Source organism: Burkholderia sp. BCC1999, assembly GCF_905339975.1.
GTDB lineage: Bacteria > Pseudomonadota > Gammaproteobacteria > Burkholderiales > Burkholderiaceae > Burkholderia.
Window position 1 is genome coordinate 80,192 of the sequence record NZ_CAJPHP010000007.1, and the last position, 17,342, is coordinate 97,533.

Annotated in this window: 21 protein-coding genes; 7 read left to right on the forward strand and 14 right to left on the reverse strand. The window is 69.8% G+C overall.

From position 1 onward, the window contains the following. Positions 1–8 precede the first annotated feature (8 nt). From U5809_RS11720 to dnaQ, 3 genes are read left to right on the forward strand one after another with little or no spacing between them, the layout of a single operon-like run. Positions 9–821, forward strand: coding sequence for a class I SAM-dependent methyltransferase (locus U5809_RS11720; protein ID WP_322086624.1), 813 nt, complete (start codon positions 9–11; stop codon positions 819–821). Further along, positions 818–1,261: a ribonuclease HI gene (gene rnhA, locus U5809_RS11725; protein ID WP_176046993.1), complete on the forward strand. Its 444-nt coding sequence runs from the start codon at positions 818–820 to the stop codon at positions 1,259–1,261. Before U5809_RS11720 ends, rnhA begins: the two co-directional genes overlap by 4 nt. A 38-nt stretch (positions 1,262–1,299) precedes the next feature. After that, a complete protein-coding gene (gene dnaQ, locus U5809_RS11730; RefSeq protein ID WP_322086625.1) occupies positions 1,300–2,034 on the forward strand; it encodes a DNA polymerase III subunit epsilon in 735 nt (244 codons plus the stop codon). 27 nt (positions 2,035–2,061) lie between these two features. On the opposite strand, the gene U5809_RS11735 is transcribed toward dnaQ, so the two are convergent. After that, a complete protein-coding gene (locus U5809_RS11735) occupies positions 2,062–2,394 on the reverse strand; it encodes a YnfA family protein (protein ID WP_282507176.1) in 333 nt (110 codons plus the stop codon). 542 nt (positions 2,395–2,936) lie between these two features. Here U5809_RS11735 and proP point away from each other — a divergent pair. Further along, the gene (gene proP, locus U5809_RS11740; RefSeq protein WP_322086626.1) at positions 2,937–4,427 is read left to right on the forward strand and encodes a glycine betaine/L-proline transporter ProP; all 1,491 of its coding nucleotides are present in this window, start codon (positions 2,937–2,939) and stop codon (positions 4,425–4,427) included. Between the two features lie 109 nt (positions 4,428–4,536). On the opposite strand, the gene U5809_RS11745 is transcribed toward proP, so the two are convergent. Both U5809_RS11745 and U5809_RS11750 read right to left on the reverse strand, forming a co-directional pair. Next, positions 4,537–4,743, reverse strand: a complete 207-nt coding sequence (locus tag U5809_RS11745) for a hypothetical protein (RefSeq protein WP_282507174.1) — start codon at positions 4,741–4,743, stop codon at positions 4,537–4,539. A 173-nt stretch (positions 4,744–4,916) separates the two neighbouring features. After that, the gene (locus tag U5809_RS11750; protein WP_322086627.1) at positions 4,917–5,546 is read right to left on the reverse strand and encodes a glutathione S-transferase; all 630 of its coding nucleotides are present in this window, start codon (positions 5,544–5,546) and stop codon (positions 4,917–4,919) included. Between the two features lie 173 nt (positions 5,547–5,719). Between U5809_RS11750 and U5809_RS11755 the strand changes: the two genes are divergently transcribed. After that, on the forward strand, positions 5,720–6,943 hold the full coding sequence (locus tag U5809_RS11755) for a polyhydroxyalkanoate depolymerase (protein ID WP_322086628.1): 1,224 nt from the start codon (positions 5,720–5,722) through the stop codon (positions 6,941–6,943). A gap of 7 nt (positions 6,944–6,950) precedes the next feature. On the opposite strand, the gene U5809_RS11760 is transcribed toward U5809_RS11755, so the two are convergent. The 11 genes from U5809_RS11760 to madL all read right to left on the reverse strand — a co-directional run bounded on the left by U5809_RS11760 (position 6,951) and on the right by madL (position 15,714). Further along, positions 6,951–7,595 (reverse strand): phosphoribosyltransferase, encoded by a 645-nt coding sequence (locus tag U5809_RS11760; protein WP_322086629.1) that lies wholly within the window; start codon positions 7,593–7,595, stop codon positions 6,951–6,953. A 125-nt stretch (positions 7,596–7,720) separates the two neighbouring features. Continuing rightward, complete coding sequence (locus U5809_RS11765) at positions 7,721–8,242, reverse strand: phospholipase D-like domain-containing protein (protein WP_322086630.1); 522 nt, start codon at positions 8,240–8,242, stop codon at positions 7,721–7,723. A 118-nt stretch (positions 8,243–8,360) separates the two neighbouring features. Continuing rightward, positions 8,361–9,293, reverse strand: coding sequence for an acyltransferase domain-containing protein (locus U5809_RS11770; protein WP_322086631.1), 933 nt, complete (start codon positions 9,291–9,293; stop codon positions 8,361–8,363). Beyond that, positions 9,290–10,156 carry a triphosphoribosyl-dephospho-CoA synthase MdcB gene (gene mdcB, locus U5809_RS11775; protein WP_322086632.1) on the reverse strand — a complete coding sequence of 289 codons (867 nt, stop codon included), beginning with the start codon at positions 10,154–10,156 and terminating at the stop codon, positions 9,290–9,292. Before mdcB ends, U5809_RS11770 begins: the two co-directional genes overlap by 4 nt. Next, the gene (gene mdcG / locus U5809_RS11780; RefSeq protein WP_322086633.1) at positions 10,153–10,821 is read right to left on the reverse strand and encodes a malonate decarboxylase holo-[acyl-carrier-protein] synthase; all 669 of its coding nucleotides are present in this window, start codon (positions 10,819–10,821) and stop codon (positions 10,153–10,155) included. Before mdcG ends, mdcB begins: the two co-directional genes overlap by 4 nt. Beyond that, positions 10,808–11,515 carry a biotin-independent malonate decarboxylase subunit gamma gene (mdcE, locus tag U5809_RS11785; protein WP_322086634.1) on the reverse strand — a complete coding sequence of 236 codons (708 nt, stop codon included), beginning with the start codon at positions 11,513–11,515 and terminating at the stop codon, positions 10,808–10,810. The genes mdcG and mdcE overlap by 14 nt, the downstream gene beginning before the upstream one ends. Continuing rightward, a complete protein-coding gene (locus U5809_RS11790) occupies positions 11,502–12,437 on the reverse strand; it encodes a biotin-independent malonate decarboxylase subunit beta (RefSeq protein WP_322086635.1) in 936 nt (311 codons plus the stop codon). The genes mdcE and U5809_RS11790 overlap by 14 nt, the downstream gene beginning before the upstream one ends. Next, entirely contained in the window at positions 12,434–12,748 is a 315-nt protein-coding gene (mdcC, locus tag U5809_RS11795; RefSeq protein ID WP_322086636.1) for a malonate decarboxylase acyl carrier protein, read from the reverse strand. The genes U5809_RS11790 and mdcC overlap by 4 nt, the downstream gene beginning before the upstream one ends. 10 nt (positions 12,749–12,758) lie before the next feature. Beyond that, positions 12,759–14,405, reverse strand: coding sequence for a malonate decarboxylase subunit alpha (gene mdcA / locus U5809_RS11800; RefSeq protein ID WP_322086637.1), 1,647 nt, complete (start codon positions 14,403–14,405; stop codon positions 12,759–12,761). Between the two features lie 134 nt (positions 14,406–14,539). Then, complete coding sequence (gene madM / locus U5809_RS11805) at positions 14,540–15,307, reverse strand: malonate transporter subunit MadM (protein WP_176046978.1); 768 nt, start codon at positions 15,305–15,307, stop codon at positions 14,540–14,542. 11 nt (positions 15,308–15,318) lie between these two features. Beyond that, the gene (gene madL / locus U5809_RS11810) at positions 15,319–15,714 is read right to left on the reverse strand and encodes a malonate transporter subunit MadL (RefSeq protein WP_059235074.1); all 396 of its coding nucleotides are present in this window, start codon (positions 15,712–15,714) and stop codon (positions 15,319–15,321) included. Positions 15,715–16,041: 327 nt separating this feature from the next. Here madL and U5809_RS11815 point away from each other — a divergent pair, with 327 nt between their 5' ends. Both U5809_RS11815 and U5809_RS11820 read left to right on the forward strand, forming a co-directional pair. Then, positions 16,042–16,890, forward strand: a complete 849-nt coding sequence (locus U5809_RS11815) for a LysR substrate-binding domain-containing protein (RefSeq protein ID WP_282507164.1) — start codon at positions 16,042–16,044, stop codon at positions 16,888–16,890. 167 nt (positions 16,891–17,057) lie between these two features. Further along, positions 17,058–17,336, forward strand: a complete 279-nt coding sequence (locus U5809_RS11820; protein WP_322086638.1) for a DUF4148 domain-containing protein — start codon at positions 17,058–17,060, stop codon at positions 17,334–17,336. Positions 17,337–17,342: the final 6 nt, after the last annotated feature.

Sequence of the window (17,342 nt, forward strand, 5' to 3'; positions counted from 1 at the left end):
TCATCGTTATGTCTGACCGTCAAATTATAGACTGGCCCGCCTGGACCGACTCGCCTCCCGGCCGCTACGTGCTGGGCTGGGAGCAGGCGCAGCTCGACCGGATCGTGTCCGACGTCTTCGGGTTCCACGCGTTGCAGCTCGGCTTGCCGCAGCTCGACGCGCTGCGCGAGAACCGCATGCCGTATCGCGGCCTCGTGCTCGACCCGGCGAGCGGCGCAAGCGCGCCGTACCAGTACCCGTGGGCACGCGAAGCGCACACGCCGGAGCACGCGCCCGCCGATCGCAGCACGACCTGGTGCGACCTGCTCGACCTGCCGTTCGAGTCGCAGAGCGTCGACCTGATCGTGATGCCGCACACGCTCGAATTCACGTCCGACCCGCACCGCCTGCTGCGCGAGGCCGAGCGCGTGCTGATGCCGGAAGGCCAGCTCGTGATCACCGGCTTCAATTCGCTCAGCCTGTGGGGCATGCGGCAATCGTTCGGGCGCATGGCCAACCACCCTTTCGTGCCGGCCACGCGTGACCAGATCGCGTTCATCCGGCTCAAGGACTGGATCAAGCTGCTAGGTTTCGATCTCGAACGCGGCCGCTTCGGCTGCTACCGGCCGCCGCTCGTCACCGACAAGTGGCTGACCCGCTACGGCTTCATGGAGGCCGCCGGCGACCGCTGGTGGCCGATCTTCGGCGCCGTCTACATGGTGACGGCCGTCAAGCGCGTGCGCGGCATGCGTCTCGTCGGCCAGATCAAGATGAAGAAGCCCGTGCTCGCACCGGGCCTGACGCCGGCGGCCTCCCCGACCACCCATCAAGAACATTCATGACTACCGATACCATCGACATCTATACCGACGGCGCCTGCAAGGGCAACCCCGGCCCCGGCGGCTGGGGCGCACTGATGCGCTACGGCGACCAGGAGAAGGAGCTGTTCGGCGGCGAGCCGAACACGACCAACAACCGCATGGAGCTGATGGGCGTGATCGCCGCGCTCGAAGCGCTGAAGCGGCCGTGCCAGGTGGTCGTGCATACCGACTCGCAATACGTGCAGAAAGGCATCAGCGAGTGGATCCACGGCTGGAAGAAGAAAGGCTGGATCACCGCGGCGAAGACGCCCGTGAAGAACGCCGACCTGTGGAAACGGCTCGACGCGCTCGTCGCGCAGCATGAAGTCGAGTGGCGCTGGGTCAAGGGTCACGCGGGCCATCCCGAAAACGAGCGCGCGGACGCGCTCGCGAATCGCGGCGTCGAATCGCTCACGGCCTGATCGCCGGCCGCTCCCCTGTTTTCCTTGCTTTCCCCGACATGCGCCAGATCATTCTCGATACCGAAACCACCGGCCTGAACGCCCGCACGGGCGACCGCCTCATCGAAATCGGCTGCGTCGAGCTGCTGAACCGGCGGCTCACCGGCAACAACCTGCACTTCTACGTGAACCCCGAGCGCGACAGCGACCCGGGTGCACTGGCGGTGCACGGCCTCACGACCGAATTCCTCAGCGACAAGCCGAAATTTGCGGAAGTCGCCAACCAGATCCGCGACTTCGTGAAGGACGCGGAGCTGATCATCCACAACGCACCGTTCGACCTTGGCTTCCTCGACGCCGAATTCGCGCGGCTCGGCCAGCCGCCGTTCACCGAACAGTGCGGCGGTGTGATCGACACGCTCGTGCAGGCCAAGCAGATGTTCCCCGGCAAGCGCAACTCGCTCGACGCGCTGTGCGACCGCTTCGGCATCAGCAACGCACACCGGACACTGCACGGCGCACTGCTCGACTCGGAGCTGCTCGCCGAGGTGTATCTCGCGATGACGCGCGGCCAGGACAGCCTCGTGATCGACATGCTCGACGACGGCGGCGCCGACGGCGGCACGGCGAACGGTCAGCGCGTGTCGCTCGCCGCGCTCGATCTGGCCGTGGTGGCCGCGAGCGACGACGAACTCGCCGCGCATCAGGCGCAGCTCGACGAGCTCGACAAGTCGGTCAAGGGCACCTGCGTGTGGCGCAAGTCGGCCGACGCGGGCGCCGCCGAAACGAACTGACGCCCACGACTCGCACTGCGGCCGCGCCTACACGCGCGGCTGCAGCGCGATGACGGCCATCCCGCCGAGCGCGAGCACCGCGCCGGCCACGTCCCAGCGGGTCAGCGCAACGCCGTCCACCACCCGCAACCAGACCAGCGCCACTGCGATGTAGACGCCGCCGTACGCGGCATACGTGCGCCCGGCCGCGCTCGGGTGCAGCGTCAGCAGCCAAGCGAACAGCGCGAGCGACAGCGCGGCCGGCACCAGCAGCCAGGCCGGGCGCCCGTCCTTCAGCACGAGCCACGGCAGGTAGCAGCCGACGATTTCGGCCAGCGCCGTAGCGGCGAACAACGCCGCGATCCTGATCAGTTCGGTCATCCGGTTCCTCGTGAATTCAGCCCCCGCCACCGGGCGCGGCACGGCCCCGCCGTGCGCCGCCGATCATACCCGAGCAGGCCTTGCCGAACGCCCCACCAGGCGGGCCTCTCCCGGCAATTTGCGCGATCATCCGTCATCGTGCTATCATGTCGCCTGTTTCGACATTCAATCCCTGTCTATTCAATTTCGAAGGAAGTCTGTCCACGCGTTGCGTGGCCGGCCTTTCGACCGAAATTACACCCACAGGAAAGCCCGCCCGACAGGCCCGCTTTTCTCGTTTCGTTGCCCCTCCGGGGCATTGCCGGAACGCCGGACACACCGTCCGCACCGGCATCTGCCGCCTGCATCACGCGGCCCATTCTTCATGAGCGCACTGTCGCGACGGCCCATCGGGCCCGCGTCGACGCAGCCCCTGACGGCCTTTTACCGCCTTTTGTGCAGTAAGTGCTTAATGGTTTGCCTCGACGCGCTGCATCCGACATCGCGCTCGCCGGCAAACCGTGTCGGACGGCCCGCCCGTTCCGGCGCAGTCAAAGGAGTGCATGACCTTGACCGCAACACACGTCAGCCCGACCGCTGCTTCTTCCTCCGCTTCGCCGTCCGGCGAGGCCCCGCTCGCTGCGGATGACATTACCGTCGTCGACCAGAGCCTGCTCAAGCGCGCCGTCAGCGCGATGGCCATCGGCAATGCGATGGAATGGTTCGACTTCGGCGTCTACAGCTACATCGCCGTCACGCTCGGCAAGGTGTTCTTCCCGTCCAGCAGCCCGTCCGCGCAGTTGCTCGCGACCTTCGGCACGTTCGCGGCCGCGTTCCTCGTGCGCCCGCTCGGCGGCATGGTGTTCGGCCCGCTCGGCGACCGCATCGGCCGCCAGCGCGTGCTCGCCGCGACGATGATCATGATGGCCGTCGGCACCTTCGCGATCGGCCTGATCCCCAGCTATGCGTCGATCGGCATCATGGCGCCCGTGCTGCTGCTGGTCGCCCGCCTCGTGCAGGGCTTCTCGACTGGCGGTGAATACGGCGGCGCCGCCACCTTCATCGCCGAATTCTCGACCGACAAGCGCCGCGGCTTCATGGGCAGCTTCCTCGAATTCGGCACGCTGATCGGTTACGTGATGGGCGCCGGCGTCGTCGCGCTGCTCACCGCGTCGCTGTCGCAGGAAGCGCTGCTGTCGTGGGGCTGGCGCGTGCCGTTCCTGATCGCCGGCCCGCTCGGGCTGATCGGTCTCTACATCCGGATGAAGCTCGAGGAAACGCCCGCGTTCAAGCGCCAGGCCGAAGAGCGCGAAGCGCAGGACAAGGCCGTGCCGAAGACGCGTTTCCGCGAAACGCTGCTGCGCAACTGGCGTGCGCTGCTGCTGTGCGTCGGCCTCGTCCTGATCTTCAACGTGACCGACTACATGGTGCTGTCGTACCTGCCGAGCTTCATGTCGTCGACGTTGCACTTCGACGAATCGCACAGCCTCGTGCTCGTGCTGATCGTGATGGTGCTGATGATGCCGATGACGCTGTATGCCGGCCGCCTGTCGGACAAGGTCGGCCGCAAGCCCGTGATGCTCGCCGGCTGTGTCGGCCTGCTGGTGCTGTCGATCCCGTCGATGATGCTGATTCACGCCGGCACCACGGCGTCGGTGTTCGGCGGCCTGCTGATCCTCGGCGTGCTGCTGTCGTGCTTCACCGGCGTGATGCCGTCGGCGCTGCCGGCGTTGTTCCCGACCGAGATCCGCTACGGCGCGCTCGCGATCGGCTTCAACGTGTCGGTATCGCTGTTCGGCGGCACGACGCCGCTGGTGACCGCGTGGCTCGTCGACGTGACGCACAACCTGATGATGCCCGCGTACTACATGATGGGCGCCGCCGTGATCGGCATCGTGTCGGTGATCGCACTCGCCGAAACCGCGCGCCAGCCGCTGAAGGGCTCGCCGCCGGCCGTCGCGACGCGCCGTGAGGCGCACCAGCTCGCGCGCAAGCTGCGCGAAGAGGACGATGCGCCGGACATGTACGGCGTCGCGACGCCGGCACGCGCGTGAGCGTCGCCCCATGAAAAAGCCCCGGCCGAAGCCGGGGCCCGATCGAACCCGATCCGCCCGACCGGCTTGCGCCGGCCGGGCTTTTTTCATCCTTTCGATGCGGACGCCTTCATGCGCGCGCTTCGCAATGACGGCAGAAGATCAGCGCACGCGAGCGCGACACGGCAGCCTGCGCGCCGCGAGCTGCGACGATCAGCCCGACCTGGCCGAGATTGAAATCGCGCTCGACCATCAACTGCGTCAGCGCGGCAAGCGGCAACAGCACGGACGGGTGATACAGGCTCGATTCGATCAGGGCTTTCATCATCGGCTCCATCTGGCAATGCGTGATTCGATGGAGTGGATTCTAGGGATCGGCGCCTCCCGGATAAACCGCGCGAATGCGAAGTCACTTGTCAGCCGCCGAGAACAATCGGCAAACGCTTGCCGGACAAGGCCAGGCGAGCAGCCGACAGCGGTTCGCGGCAGCCTGACGCCCCGCCGCCCGGCCTAGACGAGCGGCGTTTCGACGAATGCCGGCAGCGCTTCCGCGCGCGCCGAATGGGCGGCCAGCGCCGGATAACGGGCCGGATCGATCCGCGCGAGCACCGGGTAATCGGCCGCCATGAATTGCGTGAACCGCCACGCGACCGCGACCGTCACGTCGGACTGCAGCAGCCGCGCGCCGCCGAACCAGCCATTTGCCGCCGCGACGAGCGGCTCCAGTGCGCCGTACGCGCCTTCGAGCTGGCTCAGCACGCGTTCGATCCACGGTGCGTGCTGCTTGTCGGCCGGGCGCAGCGCCTGCTCGTAGACGACCTGGACGGTCTTTTCGGCCGCCGCCAGCGCGAACCCGACCGGCACGAGCACGCGCAGTCGTGCATCGGCGGCGTCGGGCAGCAGGCGCCGCTCGGGCGCAACGCGATGATCGAGATAGTCGACGATCAGCGACGAATCGATCAGCGTCGAGCCGTCGTCGGTCACGAGCGTCGGCGCCTTGACGACCGGATTGAACGTGCTGAACTGCTCGAAATGACGAAACACCGAGATCGACTCGTGTTCGAACGGCAGGTCGAGCAGCTTCGCCGAAATGGCGACGCGGCGGACGAACGGGGAATCCAGCATGCCGATCAGCTTCATCGCAAACGCTCCGCTTCGGGGGAATGGGACCGACGACTGTAGCAGCGTCGCGCGGCATCGGCTAGCGTGCCCGCAGGGTTGATGCGCAGCAGACGGTCGCGCATTCGTGCTCCCGCTGCGCGGCCACAGTGACCATAATGCAGATTCACGCCCCTTCCGCCCCTAGGTTCGCCATGTGGTATGCCCTCGTCGAGCAGCAGCGGGAATGGATGCGCGCCTGGCGCGCGGCGACGCGGCACGCGTTCGATGCGTGGCCCGCGGCCACGCTGCCGCACGCCGCGTCGTCGTGCTACGACGACCTGTTCGAACCGCTGCTCGGGCCGTCGGCCGGGCCGCCAGGCTTCGACATCGGGCGGCCGGGCGTCGACGAGCGGATCGCCGCGCGCACGCCGTTCTGCAACCTGCGGCGCTTCGCGCGTGCCGACGCGCGGCGCACGGTGCTGCTGTGCGCGCCGCTCGCCGGGCACGCGGCCGTGATGATGCGGGAAACCGTCGAGACGCTGCTCGCCGACGGCGATGTCTGCGTGACCGACTGGTGCAATGCGCGCGACGTGCCGCTCGCAGCGGGACGCTTCGGGCTCGACGAGTACGTCGCGATGCTCGACGGCTTCGTCGACGGGCTCGCGCACGACGACCGGCCGCTGCACGTCGTCGCCGTGTGCCAGGCGACCGTACCGGCGCTCGGCGCGCTTGCGCTGCGCGCCGCTCGCGGCCTTGCACCGCCTGCGAGCATCACGCTGATCGGCGGCCCGCTCGACGCGCGCCTGAATCCGAGCGCACTCGGCACGGCCGCCGCCGCCCGCTCGCTCGACTGGTGCCGCCGCCACCTGATCGACATCGTGCCGCCCGGCTTCACGGGGCACGGGCGCCATGTGTTCCCGACCTATCTGCAGCAGGGCGAAATCGCGCTGCTGTATCCGCAGCGTTTCCTGACGCTGATCGAGGCCTACGCGCTCGCCGCGTCGCGCTTCGACATGGCCGGGCTCGCCGGCGCGCGCCGCGCGCTGCGCGAATACACGGCGCTGCTCGACATGCCGGCCGATTATTTCCTCGACACGGTCGACATCGTGTTCCAGCGCATGTGCCTCGCGACCGGCACGTGGAACGTTGGCGACACACGCGTCGAGCCGGCCGCGCTGCGCGGCGTCGCGCTGCTGACCGTCGAAGGCGCATGCGACGCGGTCACGGGCGCCGGCCAGACGCATGCGGCGCTGGACCTCTGTCGCGGCCTCGCGGCCGGCGAGCGCCATCGCGTCGACATCGACGATTGCGATCACTACGGGCTGTTTACAGGGCCACGCTGGCGCGGCGAGGTCCATCCAGCGCTGCAGCGCGTGTTCGCGCTGGCGGAAGCGGCCCGCCCGCGCCCGCGCCCGCGCCGCACCAGGCGGCCGTGAGGCGGCGTCAGGGCCGCGCGGCTTCGAGCAGGGTGCGCACCTCGTCGTCGCTCGTCTGCTCGAAGCGCACGTAGAACTGGCTGATCCCGAAGAACCGCAGCGGCTGCGACACCGTGACGAATGCGTCGGCCAGATCGTCGAACGCGTGCCGGGCGCTCGCCGGCGCAACTGGCGCCGCCGCGACGATACGTGCAGGGCGGCGCTCGCGCAGCGCCTGCAGCGCGACGCGCATCGACGCGCCGGTCGCGACGCCGTCGTCGACGACGATCGCGGTGCGACCGTCGACCGGCAGCGGCGGCATGGCGCCGCGATACAGCGCTTCGCGACGATGCAGCTCGGCCGTCTCGCGCACGATCACGTCGGCAAGCTGCGCATCCGACACGCCCATCGAGCGGATCACCGAACGCTGCAGATGCATCGCGCCGCCGGTGGCGATCGCACCCATTGCGAGTTCGGGATCGAACGGCACGCCGAGCTTGCGCACGACCAGCACGTCGAGCGGCGCGCGCAGTGCGCAGGCGACCGGATACGCGACGGGCACGCCGCCGCGCGGAAGCGCGAGCACGACGACATCGCTGCGCCCCGCGTAATCGCGCAACGCGTCGGCCAGCTGGCGGCCGGCATCGGCGCGATCGGCAAAACACTCGGTCAAGATCGGCTCCCTGCCGTTGCGCCGGATGCGCGAATCCCGCGCTGGCGCCTGTCAACGAGCATGGTTCATCGGCCGCGCCGATGCAAGCAGGGTCACACCGGCGGACGCGACGCCGAAGGAAAGGGTCAGAGGCCGCCGGCCTGCCGGTAAAGCCGCCAGAACGATTGTGCGTAGGATTGCGCGAGCTCGGGCGCGCGCTGGAACACGCTCACCGTTTCCGCATGCGCGGCCGCGCCGTCGGACAGCGTCGTCAGCGCGACGCTGTCGTCGACGATCACGAAGCGCGGTGCCGGATCGCCATGCCGCGAATCGATCGCGACGTCGATGCCCGCGGATTTCAGATAGCCGGCGCCGCTGTACCGGCCCGCGCGCGGCGAGCGCACGAGCACGACACGGACCTCGACCCCGCGCGAGCGGGCCGCGCGCAACGCGCTCGCGACCGCCGGCGGCACGTGCGTATAGCCGGCCAGCAGCACGCGACGCTGTGCCTGTTCGATCAGGTCGACGGTCGCATCGGCCGCCGCATTGTCATACGAAAAGTATGTGCCGACCGATGCGGCGTCGGACGGAATCTGGCTGGCGTGGGCGCTCGTCGCGCAGCAAAGCGCGGCGAGAAGGATGGCGGCTGGTCTCATGGCGGGCGCCATTGTAGCGATGCCAATTCGCGTGGCAAGCACCGGCTGCGACGCTGCTGCGCCGGCGCAACACACAGTGTGGAACGAGGGCCTGACGACTGTGTTTCAGCCTGTTTTTTCGGCCCGTCGGTCAGCCGGCCGCGACGCGCGCGAGCCAGCTCGTCACGCCGTCGACGGAACGGAAATCCGCGAGGCTGCGCGCCGGCAACGCCGGGTACGCGCCACCGGCCATCTCCGCCAGCGCGCGCCCGGGGCCGAGTTCGAGAAACGCCGTCGCGCCGGCCTCCACGCAGGCAGCGAGACAGGCCGCCCACTCGACCGGCTCGGCGATCTGCCGCGCGAGCTTGTCGAGGCCGGCGTCGACGTCGAGCATCGACGCGCCGTCGATCCCCGAAAACAGCCGCGTGCCGGGCAGTGGCCGCCGCACATGCGTGGCGGCGAGCGCCGTGCGAAACACCGGCACGGCCGCCGCGAGCCGGCCCGTATGCGACGCGATCCGCACGCACACGGGCGCGACGCGCAGCGCACCGGCTCGGGCCGCGTCGTCGGCCACTGCATCGACATCGGCCTGCCGCCCCGCGACGACGAACGCGTCGCCGGGATTCGCGATCGCGATGGCCGCATCGCGACCGTCGCACAGCTGCGCAAGCTGCGCGCGCGTCAGGCCGCGCACGAACACCATCCGCTCGTCGCCGCCGCTCGCCGCATCCATCGCGCGGGCGCGCGTGTCGGCCAGGTCGAGCGCGTCATGCGGCGCGATCATCCCCGCGACGCTCCACGAACCGACTTCGCCGACGCTGTAGCCGGCGACACAACGCCGGCGCGGCCACGCCGCATCGAGCAGCGCGGCGGCCGCGAGCGCCTGGACCGTACAGAGGATCTGCGCGGCGCGGTTCTCGCGCAGCGCGTCCGGTCCGGCCTGCCGGACCCAGGTGCGCGGGTCGTCGCCAAGCAGCCGGCCCGCGTGCGCGAACAGGGCCTCGGCCTGCGGCACCGTGCCCGTCAGGTCGAACATGTCGGCGCGCTGCGCGCCCTGTCCCGAGCAGAGGATGGCCAGCGTCATTGCGAATTCCCGTCGGCTTCGAGCGCATCGACGAATACGCTCATCGCAAGCAGGTCAGCCGCGCCGCCGGGGCTCAGCCGGCGCGCGACGAACGCACGGTGCGCGGCAGCCGCACGCAGCCGCCAGTCGCGCGCCCGCACGCCGCCGCGTGCGACGAACTCACGGGCGGTCGCCCGTGCGAAATCGAGGCCGCCCTGCCCGCCCCGGTGCAACAGATTCGTGTCGTCGAGCGCGGCGATCAGCGCAAAGCACGCTTCGACGCGCGCGGCTTCGGGATCGCCGGGCAGATCGCGCTGCGCGCGGCGCAGCGCAGGCAAGCCAACCGCGTACACGGTCGCGAAGCCGTCGGCCGCTTCGCGACGCGCGCCGCCGACGCCGTAGCGGCGGCTCGCACGCTCGCCGTGGCTGTCGGGCAAACGCGGGCCGCCAAGGATATCGGTGCCCCAGCGGGCGGAGACGAACGCGCCGAGCGTCGTGCCGTCCGGCACTGCGCCCGGCATCGTGCGCCGGCCCGCGGCCGCGCACAACAGCCCGAGCCCGAAGATCGCGCCGCGGTGCGTATTGACGCCGCCGGTCGCGGCGAGCATCGCGTGTTCGGCACGCAGGCCGATCTTGCGCAGCACGGCCATGTCCGCATCGCGCTCGCCTGCGTCGGCCAGTTCGGCGAAGTAAGGCCGCAGCACGGCGGCGCTGCGCGCGAACGTCGCCGCATCCATGTCGGTGTGACTGCCGGTGTCGACGTGACTGACGAGCCCCGGCTTCGGGTAGGTCTCGATCTCGAGCACGAGGCTGCGTTCGGCCAGCGCGGCGATGCGCTCGGCATCGGATGGCGCCGGTACGCGGCAGGCAGCCCATGCGCTCATTGCGCGCCTCCGGTGAATGCGTCGGCCGCCATCAATTCGACGGCGATCGCGGTCTTGACCGCGACTTCGGGCAACCGCGCGTGCAGTTCGCGCCAGTTGACGCCCGCGCCGTCGGCGCGCAGCAATTCGCCGTCGATGCGCATCGGCGCACGCGCGTCAATCGCCGCGAGGCCGTCGAGCAGCGGCGCGAGCGACGCGGCCTCCGGCAACGGAAACACGATGTCGAGATCGGACGACGGGCCCAGGTACGGCTCGCCCGTCAACGCCTGCCAGGCGAGGCTGCCGAACACACGACCCTGCACGCCGCAGCGCGCGCCGAGCGCGTCGAGCTCGCGCAACGGCGCGTGCCATGCGTCGGGCGCTGCGGCGAGCACGTCGGCCAGCGTCGGTAGCGGGCCGACCGTCTCGAGCGCATCTGCGGCTGCGTTCAGCGCGATGCGCCGCTTGCCCGCGGAAGGTGGCAGCGGCAGGCCGAGCGGCACGCGGCCGGCGTCGGCTTCATCGGGCGACGCACGGCGCACGATCAGCGGCCAGCCGCGTTCGGCCCAGGCGCGCACGAGCGGATCGCCCGCGAGCGCAGGGTCGCGCGCGAAGGCCGCGCGCCACCCGGCCGCCGTCAGCGTGACGAGCGTGTGGCGGCGCAGCGGCAACTCAGCGTGCGGCACGCGCGAGTGCCTCGACGCGCTGCGCGACGTCGGTCGCAACCGGCCGGCCGCGCGCCGCGCGCCGGTCGATGCGGTCGGCCGGCTTGCCGAGCCATTCGCCGACCTGCGCGTCGAGCGCGCGGGCCGGATCGAGCACGGCGTCGACGGCGCCCATCTTCACGAGATTGTCGAGCCCCGGCGCGAACACCGGCGTCGAACGCGCCATCTCCTTCAGCACGTCGATCGACAGCTTGGTCACGCGCGACATCGACGGCAGGTCCATCACCTCCGGCTCGGCGCCCGGCACGGCAAGCAGCGTGCGCGTCGCGAGCGCGGTCGCGATGAACGCGCCGGCGGCCGTGTGGCCGTACAGCAGGCCGATCGTCCGGTGTCCGGCGAGATCCGCGTGCATCAGGCACTTCGCGAGATGCGACAGCCCTTCGTTCAGGCCGAGCAGTTCGTCGCGCTTACTCATCCGCTGGCTGTCGCTGTCGACGAGCACGACGATCGGCGTGTCGCCGCCGCGCGCGATCGTGTCGAGCACGCGCGATGCAAGCGTCAGCGCTTCGTCGATGCCGAACGGCAAGCGGTCGGTGACGCCGATCACGTCGACGCGCGTGCCGGCCAGTTCCGCGTGGCCCGTCAGCAGCCCGCCACTACGCGCGATCGAATGCCCCTTGGGAAACAGCGAATTCAGTACTTCATCGAGCGTCATGCTGCGGCTCCTGTAACTGGTCGGCGAGCTTGGCGAATTCGTCGTCGGGCATGCCCGGAATCGCTTCCGGCTGGTCGGCCCCGAGCGTGCGCCACACGTCGCGCGCATCCTTGCAGTCGCCGAATCGTGCGACACGCGCTTCAAGGCGCGCCTGCTCCGCGCGCAGCATCGCCGCATCGAACGCCGGCGCGCGGCCGATCAGCTCGAGCGCCGCCGCACGGAACGCATCGGGCGTATCGGCCACGTAACGATCGGCGCCGCCGATCAGCCGCCGGTGCTTGCCGCCCATCGTGCGCCAGATCAGCGCACGATCCTTCGAATCGAATTCCTCGACGCCGCGATTGGTCTCGATCACTTCGGGGCCCGACACGCTGATACGCCCCTGCTCCGACACGGCAAGCGCCGAACAGCACGCAGCGAGCAACCCGCCGCCGCCATAGCAACCCGCGCGCCCGCCGATCAGCCCGATCACCGGCACGCCGGCCGCGCGCGCATCGACCAGCGCACGCATGATCTCGGCAATCGCGAGTTCGCCCGCGTTCGCTTCCTGCAGCCGCACGCCGCCCGTATCGAACAGGATCAGCACCGGCTCGCCGGTTTCACGCGCGGCGCGCAGCAGCCCGGTGAGCTTCGCGCCGTGCACTTCGCCGAACGCGCCGCCCATGAAGCGGCCCTCCTGCGCGGCGACGAACACCGGCCGGCCGTCGAGCCGGCCGTGGCCGACCACCATCCCGTCGTCGAACTGCTGCGGCAGGTCGAACAGCGGCAAGTGCGGGCTCGTCACGCGTTCGGCCGGCCCGAGGAATTCGCCAAAGCTGCCCGCGTCGAGCAGTCCGTCGATGCGCTGCCGCGCCGATGCTTCGTACCAGCTCGCGCCGTTCGCGACGAACGCCGGTGCGTCGTGGATCACGTCGCTCATCATGCGTCCCCCTCGATCGCGCGCACGGCCTGGGCAAGCCGCAACGACACCATGTCGGGCCGTGCGCCGCCGTCGTTGATCGACAGCCTCAGGCCGCCCGGCGTGCGCCGTTCGACGAAATCGGTGACGACGGCCTGCCATACCGCGCCGAAACCGACCGCCGCGGTGCGGATGTCGATCTCGCATTCGTTGCCCGGCAGCACGCGCTCGACGAGCACCTCGAGATTGCCGGACGCGACCACGCCGACGAGCGCCGCGGCCTGCTCGCCCTTCGCGCGTTCGCGCGCGGTGAAGCGATAGTTCAACTGTTCCATGCCCTCTTCCTCACCAGTTGCGGAACCGGGCCGGCGGCGCATAGAGGCCGCCCGACCAGTGCACGAGATCCTTGATCGAACGCGCGGCGAGCCAGCGGCGGTCGGCGTCGAGCGGATCGATGCCGAGATCCTCGGGGCGGCGGATCACGCCACGCTCGCGCAGCCGCTCGACCATCTTCCGGTCGCGGCCGCGGCCGATCTCCGTATAGCCGGCGACGCCGCGGATTGCGTGTTCGCGTTCGTCCTTGTCGCGGCACATCAGCAGGTTCGCGATGCCTTCCTCGGTGACGATGTGCGTGACGTCGTCGCCGTAGACCATGATCGGCGCGAGGTCGAGCTGCAGCTTGTCGGCGAGCTTCAGCGCGTCGAGCTTCTCGACGAACATCGGCACGTTCTTGTCGCCGAACGTCTCGCCGATCTGCACGACGAGCTTGCGGCCGCGCCTGAGCGCCGCCGGCGTGTCGGGGTCGGCTTCCGCGCCGGCCTTCAGCCACGGCTCGCTCGGATGCCGCCGGCCGCGTGCGTCGCTGCCCATGTTCGGCGCGCCGCCGAAGCCTGCGATCCGCTCGGCCGTGACCGTCGACGAATGGCCGGACAAGTCGATCTGCAGCGTCGAGCCGATGAACATGTCGCACGCATAGAGGCCGGCCGTCTGGCAGAACGCGCGGTTCGAGCGCAACGACCCGTCGGGGCCCGTGAACCATATGTCGGAACGCGCACGGATGTAGTCGTCCATCCCGACTTCCGAGCCGAAGCAATGGATTTGCTCGACCCAGCCCGATTCGATCGCGGGAATCAGCGTCGGGTGCGGATTGAGCGCCCAGTGCGAGCAGACCTTGCCCTTCAGCCCGAGCTTCTCGCCGTAGGTCGGCAGCAGCAGCTCGATCGCGGCCGTGTTGAAGCCGATCCCGTGATTCAGGCGCTTGACGCCGTACGGCTCGTAGATGCCCTTGATCGCGAGCATCGCGGTGAGGATCTGCGTTTCGGTGATCGCGGCCGGATCGCGCGTGAACAGCGGCTCGACATAGAACGGCCGGCCGGCCTCGACGACGAAATGCACGCGATCGCCGGGAATGTCGACGCGCGGCACCTTGTCGACGATGCGGTCGACCTGCGCGATCACGACGCCGTCCTTGAACGCGGTGGCTTCGACGACGGTCGGCGTGTCTTCGGTGTTCGGGCCCGTGTACAGGTTGCCTTCGCGATCGGCGCTGACCGCGGCGATCAGCGCGACCTGCGGCGTGAGGTCGATGAAGTAGCGCGCGAACAGCTCGAGATAGGTGTGCACCGCGCCGAGCGCGATCTTGCCGCCGAACAGCAGCTTCGCGATGCGCTGCGACTGCGGGCCCGAATACGCGAAATCGAGACGCTTCGCGATGCCGCGCTCGAACACGTCGAGATGCTCGGGCAGCACGACGCCCGACTGCACCATGTGCAGGTCGTGGATCTTCGCGCTGTCGACGTCGGCGAGCGCCGTCGCGAGCAGGTCGGCCTGCTTCTGGTTGTCGCCTTCGAGGCAGACGCGGTCGCCGGGCCGCAGCACCGCTTCGAGCAACGCGACGGTGTCGCGCGCATCGACCCGCTTGCCTTGCGCGAAACGCGCACCGGCCGCGAGCCGTGCATCGCGCGCCTGCCGCGCGTGATTCCATCCCGTCATGAACAGTTCTCCCGCTTCGATGGTTCAGCGGCATTCTAAGCCTGACGCCGCCGCCGATTGATGATGTTGACGAATGCGACTCAGAGGACACCGCGATGGATGCGGCCCGCACGCGCGGGCCGCCTCGCAGCGCGCTACGCGCCGACCAGCGCGCGCGTCGCGAAGTACAGCACCGACGGCCCGAGCAGGCAGCCGACACCCGTGTGGAAGGTCGCGACCAGCGCGCCGTACGGGACGAGCCGGCGGTCGGTCGCGGCGAGCCCCGCGCTCACGCCGCTGACGGTGCCCGCGAGGCCGCCGAAGATCATCGCGGAACGCGGCGTCTTCAGGCCCATGAAGTTCGCCGCGACGGGCGTACCGACCATCACGATGATCGCCTTCACGAGCCCGGTCGCGATGCTCAGCGCGATCACGTCGGAACTCGCGCCGATCGCCGCGCCGGTGACGGGCCCGACGATGTAGGTGACGGCACCCGCGCCGATGGTCGTCATGCTGACCGCGTCGGTGTAGCCGAATGCCCGCGCGATGCAAGCGCCGACGATGAACGGCAGCACGGTGCCGAGCAGCAGCGACACGACGCCGACGAGCCCGGCCTTGCGCGCCTCGGTCGGCTGCACTTCGAACGCGGTCGCGACGATCGCGAAATCGCGCAGCATCGCGCCGCCCATCAGGCCGACGCCCGCAAACAGCGGCACGTCGGCGATCCCCTTCTCGCCGCCGGTGAACGCGCCGCCGACGTACGCGAGCGCGAGGCCGATCACGATCGCGATCGCGGAGCCGTGCACGCGGCCGAACGTGAGCTTGCGGGACGCGATCGACGACAGCCACATGATCAGGCCGACCAGCGCGAACGACGCGACGAGCCCGTTGTGGGCGACGGTTTTTTCGAGCATCTGCAGCATGGCGGCCTCCGTTACTGTTCTTCGAATTGCGGCACGCCCGCGAAGGCCGTGTCGTCGCGCCCGGTGCGCACGAGTACCGCGATGCAGCATGCGCAGATCGCAACCGCGCCGACGGCGGCGAGCAGCGCGACGGGGCCGCCCTTCAGCGCGGCGACGACGTTCTGGTTCGCGGCCATCGCGACGACGACGGGAATGTACATCGCGCCCCAGAAACCGACGCCGGCCTCGGTTTCCTTCGGCATCCAGCCGCGCCGGTGCAGCCACAGGCGCAGGCAGATCAGCAGCAGCATCGCGATGCCGACGCCGCCGACGTTGGTCTTCACGCCGATTGCGCTGCCCAGCAGGTCGCCGAGAAACAGTCCGGCCAGGTGGCAGAACGCCAGCAGCGCGGTTCCGTAGATGATCATGAGTCGTCTCCAGTCTCTTCGTGACGGGCGCCGGACGCGTACAGGAACCGGCCCCGCACGCCGATCCCGTGCGCGGACTTGTCTCCTGCGGCGGTGCGCCGCGGCCCGGCGGCCCGTCTGGCGGGCCTGTTCTCGGGCGGTCGATGGAATGATGCGGTTTCGGGCCGGACGCCGGATGCCGTAGACTGAACGATGCAGCCGCCGGCACGACGCGGGCTACGCGTCCGGTGCACCCGTTGCGGGCACGCACTGGCGCGTGATCCGATACTAGCGCCGCACCATCCGGCCATTTATGAAGTTGTCGAAACCGATTCAGTGGATTTAGCAATGCGTCCGTTACCGCCCGAGCTGCTGCGCAGCTTCGTCGCCGTCGCCCAGTCCGGCAGCTTCACCGCCGCGTCCGAGCGCGTGAGCCTGTCGCAGTCGACCGTCAGCCAGCATATCCGCCGCCTCGAGGAGCTGCTCGACCGGCCGCTGTTCGAGCGCGACACGCGCAACGTGCACCTGTCGCAGCACGGCGACGCGCTGTTCCGCTACGCGGTGCGCATCCTCGAACTGATGGACGAAGCCGTCACGTCGGTGTGCGGGCCGCCACTGTCGGGCAAGGTGCGGCTCGCGATGTCGGAAGATTTCGCGTCGGCGCACCTGACGGCCGCGCTCGCAAGCTTCGTGCAGCGCAATCCGGAGGTCGAGCTCGCGATCTCGACCGGGCTGTCGGGCGACCTGTTCGACGCGCTCGACGAAGGCCGGCACGATCTCGTGTTCGCGAAGCGCATCGCGGGCAGCCGGCGCGGTCGCGTGATCCGCAGCGAACCGCTGTACTGGTGCACCGGCCCCGAATCGCGGATCACCGGCCATGAAACCGTGTTGCCGCTCGCGATGCATCCGGAACCGAGCGTGTCTCGTCGCCGCGTGCTCGAATCCCTCGAGGCCGTCGGGCGGCCATACCGGATCGCGGTGGTCAGCAGCAGCGTCGCGGTGTTGCGTGCGGCCGCGAGCGCGGGGCTCGGCGTCAGCGCGTTCGCCGGCTACGTGATCCCGGCCGGGCTCGCGCGGCTCGACGCGGGGCTGCCCGAACTCGGCGAACTCGAATACGTGATCGACCGGCCGGCGGCCGCGTCGCGTTCGACGCTCGCGCTCGAAGCGACGCTGATCACGGCGGCGGCCGAGTTGTAACCGCACCGGGCGCGCCGCTTGCATGCACGGCCGCGCCCGCACCTGACAGCTTTGCCCGGAACGCGTCATCGTCCGCGCAGCACCCGCTCGCGACAATGGGGCCCATCGGAACGCACGGCCAGCCGCCGCGCGCATCCGGTGTCCCGTCCCCTTGATCGGAGCACGCCATGAACGTCATGCGATTCGTCGTCGCGACCGCTGCAGCCGCCCTGCTGTCCCCCGCCTTTGCCCAGACCGATACCGCCGCGCCTGACCAGGGCCTGACGCGCGCGGAAGTCATCGCCCAGCTCAAGCAGGCCTATCTCGACGGCGAACTGCCGACGAACGACGGCAACTACCCGCCGAATGCCGCGACGCGTGCGCGCAACCGTGAACTCGTGCAGGCCGCGAGCCCCTCGTGGCTTGCCCAGACGCCGCAGGTACCGCAAACGGCAGCGCAGCAGTAGCCGAGC